The organism is Pseudomonas sp. ATCC PTA-122608 (assembly GCF_001952855.1).
Classification (GTDB): Bacteria; Pseudomonadota; Gammaproteobacteria; order Pseudomonadales; family Pseudomonadaceae; genus Aquipseudomonas.
Map to the genome: position 1 here is coordinate 517,353 of NZ_LPNO01000035.1, position 13,878 is coordinate 531,230.

At 60.2% G+C, this 13,878-nt stretch carries 13 protein-coding genes; 8 read left to right on the forward strand and 5 right to left on the reverse strand.

Features of this window, described 5'->3' with window-relative positions:
- Positions 1-42: 42 nt before the first annotated feature.
- From AU074_RS25625 to AU074_RS25645, 5 genes are all read left to right on the forward strand, one after another.
- Positions 43-1,425, forward strand: a complete 1,383-nt coding sequence (locus AU074_RS25625) for an aspartate aminotransferase family protein (RefSeq protein WP_076017090.1) — start codon at positions 43-45, stop codon at positions 1,423-1,425.
- A gap of 119 nt (positions 1,426-1,544) precedes the next feature.
- Positions 1,545-2,924, forward strand: coding sequence for an APC family permease (locus AU074_RS25630; protein ID WP_076017091.1), 1,380 nt, complete (start codon positions 1,545-1,547; stop codon positions 2,922-2,924).
- A gap of 39 nt (positions 2,925-2,963) precedes the next feature.
- The gene (locus AU074_RS25635) at positions 2,964-4,454 is read left to right on the forward strand and encodes an aldehyde dehydrogenase (RefSeq protein WP_076017092.1); all 1,491 of its coding nucleotides are present in this window, start codon (positions 2,964-2,966) and stop codon (positions 4,452-4,454) included.
- A gap of 28 nt (positions 4,455-4,482) precedes the next feature.
- Positions 4,483-4,980, forward strand: coding sequence for a GNAT family N-acetyltransferase (locus AU074_RS25640; protein ID WP_143503683.1), 498 nt, complete (start codon positions 4,483-4,485; stop codon positions 4,978-4,980).
- A gap of 17 nt (positions 4,981-4,997) precedes the next feature.
- A complete protein-coding gene (locus tag AU074_RS25645) occupies positions 4,998-5,474 on the forward strand; it encodes a GNAT family N-acetyltransferase (protein WP_076017094.1) in 477 nt (158 codons plus the stop codon).
- A 164-nt stretch (positions 5,475-5,638) separates the two neighbouring features.
- On the opposite strand, the gene AU074_RS25650 is transcribed toward AU074_RS25645, so the two are convergent.
- A complete protein-coding gene (locus AU074_RS25650) occupies positions 5,639-6,127 on the reverse strand; it encodes an HIT family protein (RefSeq protein ID WP_076017095.1) in 489 nt (162 codons plus the stop codon).
- Positions 6,128-6,268: 141 nt separating this feature from the next.
- Here AU074_RS25650 and AU074_RS25655 point away from each other — a divergent pair, with 141 nt between their 5' ends.
- Positions 6,269-6,598 (forward strand): DHCW motif cupin fold protein, encoded by a 330-nt coding sequence (locus tag AU074_RS25655; protein ID WP_076017154.1) that lies wholly within the window; start codon positions 6,269-6,271, stop codon positions 6,596-6,598.
- Between the two features lie 4 nt (positions 6,599-6,602).
- Here the strand turns inward: AU074_RS25655 and AU074_RS25660 are convergent, their stop codons facing one another.
- Positions 6,603-7,628 carry an NADP-dependent oxidoreductase gene (locus tag AU074_RS25660; protein ID WP_076017096.1) on the reverse strand — a complete coding sequence of 342 codons (1,026 nt, stop codon included), beginning with the start codon at positions 7,626-7,628 and terminating at the stop codon, positions 6,603-6,605.
- 93 nt (positions 7,629-7,721) lie between these two features.
- On the opposite strand from AU074_RS25660, the gene AU074_RS25665 reads away from it, so the two are divergent.
- Complete coding sequence (locus AU074_RS25665; protein WP_076017097.1) at positions 7,722-8,597, forward strand: LysR family transcriptional regulator; 876 nt, start codon at positions 7,722-7,724, stop codon at positions 8,595-8,597.
- Here the strand turns inward: AU074_RS25665 and AU074_RS25670 are convergent.
- A complete protein-coding gene (locus AU074_RS25670) occupies positions 8,582-9,496 on the reverse strand; it encodes a LysR family transcriptional regulator (RefSeq protein WP_076017098.1) in 915 nt (304 codons plus the stop codon). The two genes, AU074_RS25665 and AU074_RS25670, sit on opposite strands and share 16 nt — an antisense overlap.
- 118 nt (positions 9,497-9,614) lie before the next feature.
- On the opposite strand from AU074_RS25670, the gene AU074_RS25675 reads away from it, so the two are divergent.
- Entirely contained in the window at positions 9,615-10,856 is a 1,242-nt protein-coding gene (locus AU074_RS25675; protein WP_076017099.1) for a cation:dicarboxylate symporter family transporter, read from the forward strand.
- A 75-nt stretch (positions 10,857-10,931) separates the two neighbouring features.
- Here AU074_RS25675 and AU074_RS25680 read toward each other — a convergent pair whose 3' ends face one another.
- Positions 10,932-12,542 (reverse strand): argininosuccinate lyase, encoded by a 1,611-nt coding sequence (locus tag AU074_RS25680; RefSeq protein ID WP_076017100.1) that lies wholly within the window; start codon positions 12,540-12,542, stop codon positions 10,932-10,934.
- Positions 12,543-12,562: 20 nt separating this feature from the next.
- Positions 12,563-13,810, reverse strand: a complete 1,248-nt coding sequence (locus AU074_RS25685) for an OprD family porin (RefSeq protein WP_076017101.1) — start codon at positions 13,808-13,810, stop codon at positions 12,563-12,565.
- Positions 13,811-13,878: the final 68 nt, after the last annotated feature.

Here is a 13,878-nt window from a genome sequence, read left to right on the forward strand (position 1 = left end):
CGTTGCTCGCCCTTGCGTCACTACTAATAAGAGAGAAATACCATGAACGTACCCGCCCAACTGAACCGCCTGACCGATGACTACCAGAATTCGGATGCGGCCCACCACATCCATGCCTTTGTCGATCAAAAAGCGCTGAATGCCGAAGGCCCGCGGGTGATGGTGCGCGGTGAGGGCCTTTACCTGTGGGACAGCGAAGGCAAGCGTTACCTGGACGGCATGTCGGGCCTGTGGTGCACCCAGCTGGGTTACGGTCGCAGGGACTTGACCGCTGCCGCTGCCGCCCAGATGGACCAGTTGGCGTACTACAACATGTTCTTCCACACCACCCACCCGGCGGTGATCGAGCTGTCGGAGTTGCTCTTCAGCCTGTTGCCGGGCCACTACAGCCACGTGATCTACACCAACTCCGGCTCCGAGGCCAACGAAGTACTGATCCGGACTGTGCGCCGCTACTGGCAGGTGGTCGGTCAGCCGCAGAAAAAAATCATGATCGGCCGCTGGAACGGCTATCACGGCTCCACCCTGGCCGCGTCTGCCCTGGGCGGCATGAAGTTCATGCACGAGATGGGCGGCCTGATTCCCGACGTTGCACACATCGACGAACCTTATTGGTACGCCCATGGCGGCGAGCTGACGCCCGCCGAGTTCGGCCGCCGCTGCGCGTTGCAGCTGGAAGAAAAAATCCTCGAACTGGGGGCTGAAAACGTCGCCGGGTTTATCGCCGAACCGTTCCAGGGCGCGGGTGGGATGATCTTCCCGCCGGAAAGCTACTGGCCCGAGATCCAGCGCATTTGCCGTCAATACGATGTGCTGCTGTGCGCCGATGAGGTGATTGGTGGCTTTGGCCGTACCGGCGAGTGGTTCGCCCATCAACACTTTGGTTTTGAACCGGACACCCTGTCCATCGCCAAGGGCCTGACCTCCGGTTACCTGCCGATGGGCGGCCTTGTGCTGAGCAAGCGCATGGCCGATGCACTGGTGGAACACGGCGGCGTGTTCGCCCACGGGCTGACCTATTCCGGGCACCCGGTGGCGGCGGCGGTGGCGCTGGCCAACCTCAAGGCGCTGCGGGATGAAGGCATCGTGCGCCAGGTGAAGGACGACACCGGGCCGTACCTACAAAAAATCCTGCAGGAAGTGTTCGGCAATCACCCGATGATCGGCGAGATCCAGGGCACGGGCCTGCTTGCGGCCTTGCAGTTCGCCGAAGACAAGACCACACGCAAACGCTTCGACAATGAAAACGACCTGGCCTGGCAATGTCGCACCTTTGGTTTCGAAGAGGGCGTGATCATCCGCTCCACGCTCGGCCGCATGATCATGGCACCGGCACTGGTGGCCACGCGCGCGGAGCTGGACGAGCTGGTTGAAAAGACCCGAATCGCCGTAGATCGCACCGCACGGATCGCGGGAAAACTCTGAAGTGACCAGCGCACCACCCCAGGCGAGGGGTGGTGCGCAACCTCCATCAGGCAACGCTTGAACGGCATCGATGTGATCGCATGCCGCGACGGCCTGTATCCCAAATCCAGGAGTCACCCATGAATACAATAACAAACGTGACCGCGACGCCCGCTCATCAACCCTCACCCAAAACCGCTTCGTCCCGCCGGTTTCGTCAGCCGCTCGGCCTGGTGGGGCTGGTGCTATTCGGCCTGGCGTACATGGTGCCGCTGGCGGTGTTTACCACCTATGGCCTGGTGACCCAAATGACCAAGGGCCACTTGCCGACCGCCTACATGCTGACCCTCGCCGCGATGCTGCTGACGGCCTACAGCTATGGACGCATGGTCCAGGCGCACCCGTTTTCAGGCTCGGTCTACTCCTATACCCGCAAAGCGTTTGGCGCTTACTTCGGCTTCATCGCCGGGTGGACGTTGTTGCTGGACTACATCTTCTTGCCACTGCTCAGTTATTTGCTGATCGGCATCTACATGTCCGAATACTTCCCCGCAGTGCCCACCGCTGTGTGGGTGCTCGGCTCGATTGCCCTGGTGACGGTGCTTAACCTGGTGGGCATCGAGTCCATCACCCGGGTCAACTGGATACTCATCGTTGCCCAGTTGGTGTTCATCGTGGTGTTCGTGGCGTTATCGGTGAACACCCTCAGCGAACAGTCCACACCCGTGTCGCTGCTTGCGCCGTTCCACCACGAAGGCTTCAGCGCGCCGCTGATCATGGCGGGTGCCGCGGTGTTGTGCCTGTCCTTTCTCGGCTTTGATGCGGTGTCGACCATGGCCGAGGAAACCCCCGACCCGCGACGCACCATCCCGCTGGCGATCATGGTGGTGTCGCTGTTCGGCGGCCTGCTGTTTCTGCTGGTTTCGTATTTCGCGCAAATGGTGTTCCCGGAATGGAACAGCTTCGTCGACCCGGATTCCGCGTCGGTGGATGTGATGCGCCGGGTAGGCGGCGAACTGCTGGTGACCGCCTTTACCGCGACCTACGTGGCCGGTTGCTTCGCCTCGGCGATGGTCTCCCAGGCCAGCGTGTCGCGGGTCTTGTTCGCCATGGGACGTGACGGTGCGTTGCCCCGCGTGCTCGGCAAGCTGGTGACAAAAAAACGCGTGCCCGCCACGGCGATCGTGCTGGTCAGCCTGTTCTCGCTGATCGCCTTGTTCATCACGCTGGATACCGTCGCCAACATGATCAGCTTCGGTGCGCTGTTTGCGTTCTCGGCGGTGAACCTGGCGGTGATCAAGCATTACGTGGTCGACCAGAAGTTACGCGGCACGAAGAACTACCTGCTGTACGCCGTTGTGCCGGCGCTGGGGTTCCTCAGCACGATCTGGCTGTGGACCAGCCTGTCCAGCCTGTCATTCACCATCGGCCTGTGCTGGATGGGGCTTGGCCTCATCTGTTTGCTGGGTATCACGCGGGGGTTGAGCGTGAAGATGCCTGAGCTACAGATCGCCGAGTGAGTCCACTGTTTCTCTATCGCCATTCATTGGGAGTACAACGTGTTTGACCTTAATTACTGGCAACAGCGTGTTGCCCGCCAGACGTTCATCAACACCGCCCTGATCGGTGGCCGCTCAGTGAGTGCGGAGTCCGGGGCCACCTTTGATGCGATCAACCCGGCCACCCAGCAACTGCTAACGCGGGTTGCGGCCTGCGGTGACGCAGAGGTTGACCTGGCTGTGCGCAGCGCTCGTCAGGCCTTCGATACGAGCCCTTGGCGTCGGATGCCGCCGGTGGAGCGCAAGAAAATCCTGATCAGGCTTTCCGAGTTACTGATGACCCACCGCGAAGAGCTGGCGCTGCTCGATTCGCTGAACATGGGCAAGCCGGTGATGGACGCTTACAACGTTGACGTGCCCGGCGCTGCCAATGTGTTTGCCTGGTACGGTGAAGCCCTCGACAAGCTATACGATCAAGTCGCGCCCACCGCGCACAATGCGCTGGCAACCATTACGCGCGAAGCACTGGGGGTGATTGCGGCAGTGGTGCCGTGGAACTTCCCGCTTGATATGGCTGCCTGGAAACTCGCACCGGCATTGGCGGCCGGTAACAGCGTGGTGTTGAAGCCTGCCGAGCAGTCGCCATTTTCTGCCCTGCGCCTGGCCCAGCTTGCCCTGGAAGCGGGTATCCCGGAAGGCGTGTTGAATGTGGTGCCCGGCCTCGGCGAAAGTGCCGGCAAGGCCCTGGGGCTGCACAACGACGTGGATTGCCTGGTGTTCACCGGCTCCACTCAGGTGGGCAAGTACTTTATGCAGTACTCCGCCCAGTCCAACCTGAAGCAGGTGTGGCTGGAGTGCGGTGGCAAAAGCCCGAACCTGGTGTTTGACGACTGCCAGGACCTGGACCTCGCTGCGGAGAAGGCGGCCTTCGGCATCTTTTTCAACCAGGGCGAGGTGTGCTCGGCCAACTCCCGCCTCTACGTGCAACGCTCCATCCATGACGAATTCGTTGAGCGCCTGATCGCCAAGTCGCGCGCCTGGATGCCGGGTGACCCGCTGGACCCTGGCAGTGCCGCCGGTGCAATCGTCGACAGTGAGCAAACCGCGCGCATCATGAACGCCATCAGTCGGGCCAACGGGGAGGGCGCCAGGCTGTTGTGCGGTGGCGAACAGCTGATCATCAATGGCTCCTCCAACTTCATCCAGCCAACCATTTTTGCCGGCGTGACACACGACATGGCCCTGTCCCGTGATGAAGTGTTCGGCCCGGTGCTCGCGGTGAGCGCCTTCGACACGGAAGAGCAGGCGATCCAGCAAGCCAATGACAGCCTCTACGGCCTGGCGGCATCGGTATGGAGTGATGACCTCAACCGCGCGCACCGTGTGGCCCGTGCCCTGAATGCCGGAACGGTCTCGGTCAACACCATCGACGCCCTGGATGTGGCGGTGCCTTTTGGTGGCGGCAAGCAATCCGGGTTCGGGCGTGATCTTTCTCTGCATGCTTTTGACAAGTACACACAACTGAAAACCACCTGGTTTCAGCTGCATTAACTCAAGGCTGTCACCCGGTCGTGTATTTATGCGTGCGCGACCGGCACAAGTGCAGGCAAACTCAACGCGAACTCAGAGGGCTTTGAACACCATGGTCACTATTCGCGTAATGAGCGCTGCCGACTACGACGCGGTGCTTGAACTGATGCAGAACACGCCTGGCATCTCCCTGCGCGACGCCGACTCCCGCGAGGCCACCGCGCGTTACCTGGAGCGCAATCCGGGCATGAGTTTCGTGGCCGAGATCGACGGGGTACTGGGTGGGTGCGTGATGTGTGGGCACGATGGCCGGCGCGGTTATTTGCAGCATCTGCTGGTGCTGCCTGAGTATCGTCGCCAGGGCATTGCGAACGCGCTGGTAGAGCGCTGCCTCACCAGCCTTGCGCAATTGGGCATCCGTAAATGCCACCTGGATGTGTTCAAGACCAATGACAGTGCTGCCCGCTATTGGCAGGGCCAGGGCTGGCAACTGAGGACCGATATTGACCGCTATTCGTTTACCCGACCGGGTGACGAGAACGCCTGACGTCCATGGAGGGACAAATGCTCGAGATACGACGCGCCACGCTGGAAGATGCACAGACAGCCTTCGACATTCGCCTGTTGGCCATACGCAACCAATGCATCGGCGCCTACACGTCTGAGCAGATGATGTTGTGGACCCGGGGTGCCGCCGAGGACGGTTACGACACGCTGATGGACAAGCATTTTTACCTGGGCTGCGTGAACGGTGAACCTGTGGCCACGGGGATGCTGGATTTGGCGAACAACGAAATCGGTGCGCTGTTTGTGCTGCCCGGGTTTACCGGACGCGGGATTGGCAAGCAGGTGCTGGTGTATCTGGAGGCGTTGGCGCAGGAATTGGGGATCGAGGAAGTGATCCTGGACGCGACGTTGAATGCAGCGGATTTTTATCGGCGGTGTGGGTATGTGGGGACCGAGCAGGCTATCTATCATTCGCCGTCGGGGTTGCAGCTGGCCTGTATTCCTATGCGCAAACACCTGCGCCGTTCGCGCTGACACGGGAAAAAACTGTGGTGAGGGCGCTTGCTGTGGCGAGGGAGCTTGCTCCCGCTGGGKCGCGAAGCGGCCCCAATAAAGCTATCGCAATCTGACTGAAAGAACTCGCTGACCTTTTTGGGGCAGCTGCGCAGCCCTGCGGGAGCAAGCTCCCTCGCCACAGGTCATGTGTCGTCTTGGGTATTGAACTCCGTACGCAAACACCTGATCACCTCGCTCACCGAAGCTCCTTGAACCGCCGGCGGCGTAGGGCTCTCACCCAACTCCCGCCAGATAAAAAGCGTCAGCTCCGCACCGTCGGTTGCCTTCTGCTGCGTCCCGAAATTCTGCAACACCCGATAGCGCTCATCCTGCCAGAACAGCGCTTCAACCCACCCATACACTGGTATGAAATGAAAGTGCAGCGGGAAGCCCGGCATATGCCCGAACCGGCTGATGTAAAGCCACTTGGGTTTCAGTTGCGCTTCCATCACTCGCTGGATTTTGGCCAGCAACCCGCCCAGCTCCGCGAGCGCCGCATCGGGCATGTCAGCCAATGAGTGTATAGGCGCCTTGGCACCCAGCATCAGATAGCCCGGCAGCGTGGACGACAGGTGATGATTGAGCAGCCAATGCCCGGTCTCATGCACAACAAAGGATGGATCGATCTTCATCGACGGGCTTCCATGCGAAGAGGGTTGGCAGGATACCAAGAGTTGTTGCCCTGTATCCCGCAAATGCAGCGGATCTGTCTCTATCGCGGCATTCACCTTATCGGTACGGTTCATCCACACGTATTCAATGCCGAGAAAACCATGGACCTGACCGCAATTCCTTTTGGCACTACCGACTGGTCGACCCTCGAACCGGTGCTGCACCCCGGCGAAACCGGCAGCGCGTATTGGCGCACCTGTCAGTTCGGCTCGACCCGCGTGCGCATGGTCGAGTACAGCGCCGGTTACCTGGCCGATCACTGGTGCTGGCGCGGGCATATCCTGTTGTGCCTGGAAGGTGAGTTGCACACCGAGCTGGAGGATGGCCGGCAGTTCACGCTGACTGCCGGGATGAGTTATCAGGTGGGCAATGACATGGAAGGGCATCGGTCATCGACTACCGTCGGGGCGAAGTTGTTCGTGGTGGATTGAGGCGTCACGCCAGGCGCACAATCAACTTGCCGAAGTTGCGCCCCTCCAGCAGCCCGATAAACGCCTCAGGCGCTTGCTCCAGGCCCTCGACAATGTCTTCGCGCCACTTCAGTTTGCCCTGATCAATCCACTGCGCGGCTTCCTGCAAGAAGTCGTCCTGCTGCTCGTCAACAAACTCGGTCTGGATAAAGCCGCGCACGGTGAGGCTCTTGGCGAGGATGTCGTGCATAGTCGCCGGCAGTCGGTCGACCTGTTGCCCAGGCACCGCACTGTCGTTGTAATGCGCGATCAGCCCACATACGGGTATCCGCGCAAAGTCATTGAGCAGCGGCCTCACGGCATCCCAAACCGCCCCCGAGACATTTTCGAAGTAAACGTCAATTCCATTGGGGCAGGCTTCGGCCAACTGCAGGGCAAAATCCGCTGCGCGATGGTCGATGACGGCATCAAACCCGAGTTCATTTTTCACGAATGCGCATTTCTCCGGCCCACCCGCGATACCCACGGCGCGTGCGCCTTTGATGCGGGCGATCTGGCCGACCACCGAGCCCACTGCGCCACTCGCCGCCGCCACTACAACGGTGTCACCGGGCTTGGGTTGGCCGATAGTGAGCAACCCCGAGTAAGCGGTGAACCCCGGCATTCCAAGAACTCCCAGCGCTGTGCTGGGGTGTGCGATGCCCGGATCCAGAAGCCGCAGATCAAGGCCGTCCGAGAGCGCAAAACGCTGCCAGCCGGCATAGGCAAGCACGATGTCGCCCTCTTGCCACAACGGGTTTCGTGAGTGTTTGATCCGCGCGACCGTGCCGCCCACCATCACCTCGCCGATGCCCACTGGCTCGGCATAGGATTTGGCGGCACTCATGCGCCAGCGCATGTAGGGGTCGAGGGAAAGGTAAAGATTTTCGAGCAACACTTCGCCTTCGGCAGGCTCGGGAATCGCGCTGTACTCCAGGCGAAAATCGCTGGGTTGCGGGCGCCCGTCGGGGCGGGCGGCCAGTACGATGCGTTGGTTCTGGAGCTGGGTCATGAGGCTCTTCCTGGTTGATAAGGTTCCAGCAGAGTAGTCATGCTCAAGCTATCGAGGTAGGGTGATAGCTGTTGATTCAGAGTTAATCCAAACATGATATCTGACGCGTTTGAACCCTATCTGCTACGAACCTTTATCTCGGTATGCCAGCACGGCAGCCTGAGTGGCGCAGCCCAGCAGGCGGGCAGGGCGCAATCGGCCCTCAGCGCACAAATCCGCCGGCTTGAGGAGTTGCTAGGCCAGCGGCTGTTGCGCAGAACAGGTCGGGGCGTGGTGCCCACTACCGAAGGCGAACTGCTGCTCACCTACGCGACGCGCATTCTGGCCTTGGGCGAGACGGTAGCAGCGCGTCTGAAAGAGCGCACGGTGATGGGCAATGTGCGCGTGGGGCTCTCGGAAGACGTGGCGGTATCGGCGTTGCCGGCAGCGCTCGGCCGGCTGCGGCGCGCCTGCCCGCATGTGCACCTGGAGGTTGTTGTTGATCACGGCGACGCGCTCGCTGATCGTTGGAATGACGGCGAGCTGGACGTTGCCATTGGCGTCAGCTCGTCGTTCAACGCCGACCCTGTGCACGCCTGGAACGTCGAGCTGTACTGGGTGTGCGCGATTGATGAAGAAATCGATGCGGCGCTGCCGCTGGATGTCATCGTGTATGCCGAACCCTGTGCCTGGCGGCGCTTGATGTTTGATGCCTTGCTGAACGCCGGGCGGGATTTTCGGGTCACGGTGACCAGCCCGAACATTGGCGTGATCACCGCAGCGGTGGAGGGTGGATTGGGTGTGGCCTTGCTGCCGGCGGAGAATATTCGGCCGGAGACCATGCGCATCATTTCCTTGGCTGAAAGCGATGGGCCTATCTTGAGTGTCAACTACGGCCTGTACGCCGTTCCACGGCAAAGCGACAGCATCCGCGCGGCGGTGGAACTGCTCACCGAGAGTTTTCACGCGATGACTCAACCCTTGCGATAAACCCCCGCCAACTCCCGCGCCAAGCCAATGAAATTCTGCAACGGCGTCGACGGATTGAACGCGCGCCGCACCAGGGTGATCGGCGCCAATAATCGTGGCCGTGCATCGCTGATACGGCAATACACCACGCTCTCGCGGTGCACATCGCGCATCGATGCGGGCACCACGGAGATGCCTTCACCGGCGGCCACCAGGCTGACGTTGGTCAGCATGCGCTCCACTTCAAAGGCAATCTTCGGTTCAAAACCGGCGTTCTGGCAGGCCTTGATGAGGTTGGCGTACATCCCCGGCGCGCCGGGGCGGCGGACCAGGATGAAGCGTTCGTCCTTGAGGTCGGCCATGGTGATTTTTGGCTCGGCGCCCTTGAGCAGCGGATGCCCGACGGGCAAGGTCAGCAGCATTTCTTCGTTGAGCAGGCGGTGGAAGGTCAGGCTCTGGTGGTCGCCGACCGGGGCGCGGACGATGCCGATGTCGATGCGTTTTTCGATGGTGTCTTCGGTGACTTCCCGGGCGCTGCCTTCGTTGATCGAGAGTTCCACGCCCGGGTAGTGCTCGCGGTAGGCGCGGATGATACGCGGGATCAGCGGGTGGGCAGCCGCGGAACTGGTGAAGGCGATGATCAGTGTGCCCTCGATGCCTTGAGCGGCGCGGGCGGCCTTGAGGGAGCCTTGTTCGACGCGGGCGAGGATGGCCCGAGCCTCTTCGAGAAACACCATCCCACCGGCGGTCAGGTCGACGCCCTTGGGGTGGCGCTTGAACAGGTCGAACCCCAGCTCTTGTTCCAGAGCGCGAATCTGTTGGCTTAGTGGCGGTTGCTGCATGTTCAGGCGAGCTGCGGCACGGGTGAAATGTCGCTCTTCGGCCACCATGATGAAATAACGTAAATGGCGAAGTTCCATGGTGGTATATCCCGTGACAAGACTTTATTATTTGTGGCCTGAATGCGCCTTGGCAACCAATATGCCGAAAGTGGCCTGATCCGACAATAACAATAAATAAAAAGACCATGGAGCATTGATGCCAGCCCGATTTTCCACTAACGCCACTTTTCCAATTTTGATTGCCATTGCACTTGGCATGGTGTTGGGGCTGTTTTATCCGGGCGTGGCGGTCGAGATGAAATTGCTCAGTGACGCTTTTATAAAAGTGGTCGGATTACTGATGCCGTTTCTGTTGTTTGTGCTGGTGTCGACGGGTGTCGCAGGTATCAAGCGCGAGCCGTCCCATCGGCATGTAGTGGGGCGGATCGTGGTGTATTTCCAGCTGATGTCCCTTGCCGCATTGGTGTTGGGAATGTCGACGGGGTGGCTGTTCAGCCTGGATCACACGGCAGTGGCTAACCTGGATTTTGACCACCTGACGCCGCCTGTTGCGCCGGAAGCGTTCCTGCATGAGCTGTCCATGACCTCGATTTCGTCCAGTCTTTACAGGGTTTTTACCCAGAGTCTGGTGCTTCAGGTGATGCTGGTGGCGGTGCTGTGCGGGCTGCTGCTGGGGCGTGGCGGTAAGGTTGGCAACCGCTGTCTCGGCTGGTTGGAAGCAGCAGTCGCCGGGCTGTTCTTGCTGTTGCGCTTTATCTTGAAATTTGCACCGCTCGCGGCTTTTGGGGCGATGGCGTTTGTGGTGGGGAAGTACGGTTTAAGTTCTGTTTTACCGCTGTTGAAGTTTGTTGTGGTTATTTACCTGGCGTGTGCGGTTTTCGTGATTTTAGTGTTTGCGACGATTGCGCGCCTGGTCGGCGTTAAATTGACTCGGTTAATTATTTATTTAAAAGAAGAGTTGTTGTTGGTGACGTTTACCGGCTCATCAGTGGCAGCACTTCCCGGTTGTGTCAGCAAACTTGAGGCGCTGGGCTGTGATCGCCAATTAGTACGCCTGGTGCTGACCACCGGCTATACGTTCAACTTGGCCGGCACCAATATTTACCTGACCACCGCCATCATGTTTCTGGCGCATCTGGCCGGGGTGGAAATTGCCGTTCCCGAATTGCTGGCGGTGCTGGTGATCTGCCTGTTTACCTCGCTGGGGTCTACCAGCGTGGCGGGCTCGGCGCTGTTTACCCTGATTGCCACCTTGAACATCCTGCAACTGGTGCCACTGGAAGGGGTGGGGTTGCTGTTGGGGGTGGAGCGGCTGATGAAGTGCCGGTCGTTGACCAATGTGCTGGGCAATTGTGTGGCGTGTTTGGCTATCTGTGCGTGGCAAAAATCTCTGGATCATCAAACCTGTAGGAGCGAGCTCGCTCGCGAAGGACGTTAACGCTGACGCAGGATGTCTGACACCCCGCGCTGTTCTCCTGTTTTTCGCGAGCAAGCTCGCTCCTACAGGAAGCCGTTAACCCTTGGTGTTGAGCAACTTGTCGAAGGCCTTGTCCAGATTGCCTTCGGCACCTTTCAATTTTTCACGACGTTCCTTCAACCAGCTCTGGTCCGTGTCTAGGTTCTTGCGCGCCTCCACCAACATCCGCTTGACCTCTTCCGGCTGCGGCCCACCCGTGCCTTTGCGGGTCTTGACCATCGCCGTCGGCGACAGCGCAGCACGGAAGCCGGCCTCATCCAGCGGCAAGGTATTCGGTGTCCATTTGTATTTGTCCGCCGCCTGGGTGTACAGCTTCTGCGCGTCCGCATACGGGAAGGTCTTTGGCGTGGTGCCGTTGCTGCGCGCCTCGGTGACGATCAGCGACGCGAAGCTGTGACCAATGCGGAACGGCACCTTGAACTGGCGCTCCAGGGTGTCGGCCAACTCCATCGAAGTCGTCCACTCGGACTCCAGCTCATCCAGCGCCCGCTGCGGATTGATTTGCAGCGCATCCAGCACCGCGTCCATGCTTTTGAACATTTCGTCGGTGGACTGGAACAGCCCCAGGGAATCAAACGCAAACTTGTAGTCGGTCATCCCGGTAGTGACGTTGTGCGCGCGCAAGGTCACGGTCTGCGCCAGGCCGACCACGTCCGAGGCTGATTCCCGGGTGCGCATCAACAGCCCCGGGTTGCGCTTTTGCGGCATCGCGCTGCTGGTGTAGGTGGACTCTTCGTCCAGCAGCAGCCAAGGGCGGATCTGATGGTACTGGGTATGGATATCGCCAATCATCGCGCCAATGCGGATTGCCGAAGACGCCGCCAGGTTGGCCGCCTCGATCGGAATGTCATAGGTCGACACCTGGCTCGAATCCAGGGAGTTTTCCCGCACGCCATCAAAGCCCAGCAGTTCGGCCAAACGCTCGCGGTTCAGCGGGTAGGCGGAATTCGCCAGCACCGCGGTGCCCATCGGGCTCAGGTTGAGGCGGGTGTAGAGTTCGCGAATACGCTGGCCATCGCGATCAAACGCCGCTTCGAACGCCAGTAGGTAGTGCGCATAGCTGATGGGCATGGCCTGCACGCCGTTGGTGTAGGCCGGTACCAGGGTGTCGACGTTCTTCTCGGCGATGTTAAGGATGCGTTGGCGGGTGGCGTTCAGCGCGTCGCTGTAGGCCAGCACCTGTGCGCGCAACTTGGCCAGGCGGTAGGTGGCGAGCATGTCCTGGCGGCTGCGGCCGGAGTGGATCAGGGACGCTTCAGGACCGATCTTGTCGGTCATGATTTTTTCCAGCTGCAGCACATCTTCCGGGCGCTTGCCGTCGGGCTGATCGGCCTGGTCGATGGCAAAGCGCACGCCGCCGGCGATCTTGTGGCCCATGTCCGGCTTAACGATGCCTTCTTCGGTGAGCATCACGATCGAGGCTTTGTTGATGCGGTTCAACCAGGCGAACTGGGTTTGGGTCGGGTCGCCCTTGGCCTTGTGGGCCGTTTGCGAGGAGCCCGGTGTGGCGCCGACTTTGGCCGCCTGGGCCGCGCATTCTTCGGTGGTTTTGCAGGGCAGCGCACCGGTATCGGCGGCATAGGCGCCGTAACTGCTGAACAGGGCAAAGGCGATGGCCAGGTGGATCAGGCTTTTATGGGTATTCATGTGCAACGCTCCGGAAAAAATCACAGCAAGGGCAGGGTGTAGCTGACGATAAAGCGGTTCTGGTCGATATCGCTGCCGCTGCCATTGCTGCGATACGTGCCATTGCGCCATTTCACTTCAAGGTTCTTCAGGGCGCCGCTCTGGAACACGTAGCCGATATCGGTGTTGCGCTCCCACTCGGTGCCTTCCAGGGTGCGCGTACGCACGAAGTTGTCGCCTTTGAGGTAGCGGGTCATGAAGGTCAGGCCGGGGATGCCGAGGGCGGCGAAGTCATAGTCGTAGCGGGCCTGCCAGGATTTTTCCTCGGGGTTGGCGAAGTCCGGCGAGATCATCACGTAGTTGACGAGGTAGGAGTCGGTGCCGTCCAGGTGGGGGAAGCCGGTGGTGCCTTTCATGCGCTGGTAGGCGGCACCGAACGAGTGGCCGTGGAGGCTGTAGGTGAACTTGGCGCCGAAGGCCTGGTTGTCGATGTTGCTGTTGCCTTCCTTGCTGGAGTCGGCGTAACGCAGGTCGGTCTTGAACGACTGCGCGTCGCCCAATGGCAGGGTGTGGACCAGGTTGAAGATGTGTTGCTTGTAGTTGTTCTCGAGGTTGGCGTAGTGGTAGCCCGTGACGAAGGTTTTGGTCCAGGCGTAGCTGGCACTGGCGAAGTCGAATTTATCGCTGGGCACGGCGCCCTTGATGCCTTTGCCGTCGACTTCAATGTCTGCATGGCCGCTGTCGTTACGCAGGGTGTTGCTGGTCAGGCGCCCGGCGTCGAAGGTCAGGCCGGCGATGTCCTGACTGGTCAATTGCGTGCCGCGAAAAGTCTGGGGCAGCAGCCGGCCGTCGTTGGGCAGTACGGTCGGCAGCTTGGGGATCAGCGTGCCGAATTTAAGTACGCTTTTGGAGATGCGCGCTTTGCCGGTGACACCCATTCGGCTGTAGCTGTCCGGTGCGCCATCCTCGCCGACGGGGAGCAGGCCGCTGTTTTGGCGGTCTGGGCTTGAGTCGAGTTTCAGGCCTTGCAGGCCGATGGCATCGATACCAAATCCCACCAGGCCTTCGGTGTAACCCGACTGGTAGTTGAGAATCAGGCCTTGAGCCCACTCGTCACGTTTGGACTGGCTGGCGTTGTCCTGGCGGTAATCGCTGTTGAAGTAGAAGTTGCGAAATTCGAGGTCGGCCTTGCTGTCTTTGAAAAAGTCAGCTTCGGCAAAGGTTGGGAAGGCGAGGGTCAAACCGAGGGTGGCCGAAGTCAGGCCCAGGGTAATGGGGGATTTGTTCATTGTTATTCCCGTTGTCTGCTGCTTATTTTTAGAATTATCTGGCCGGACGGCGACAGGGAGACGCGTCC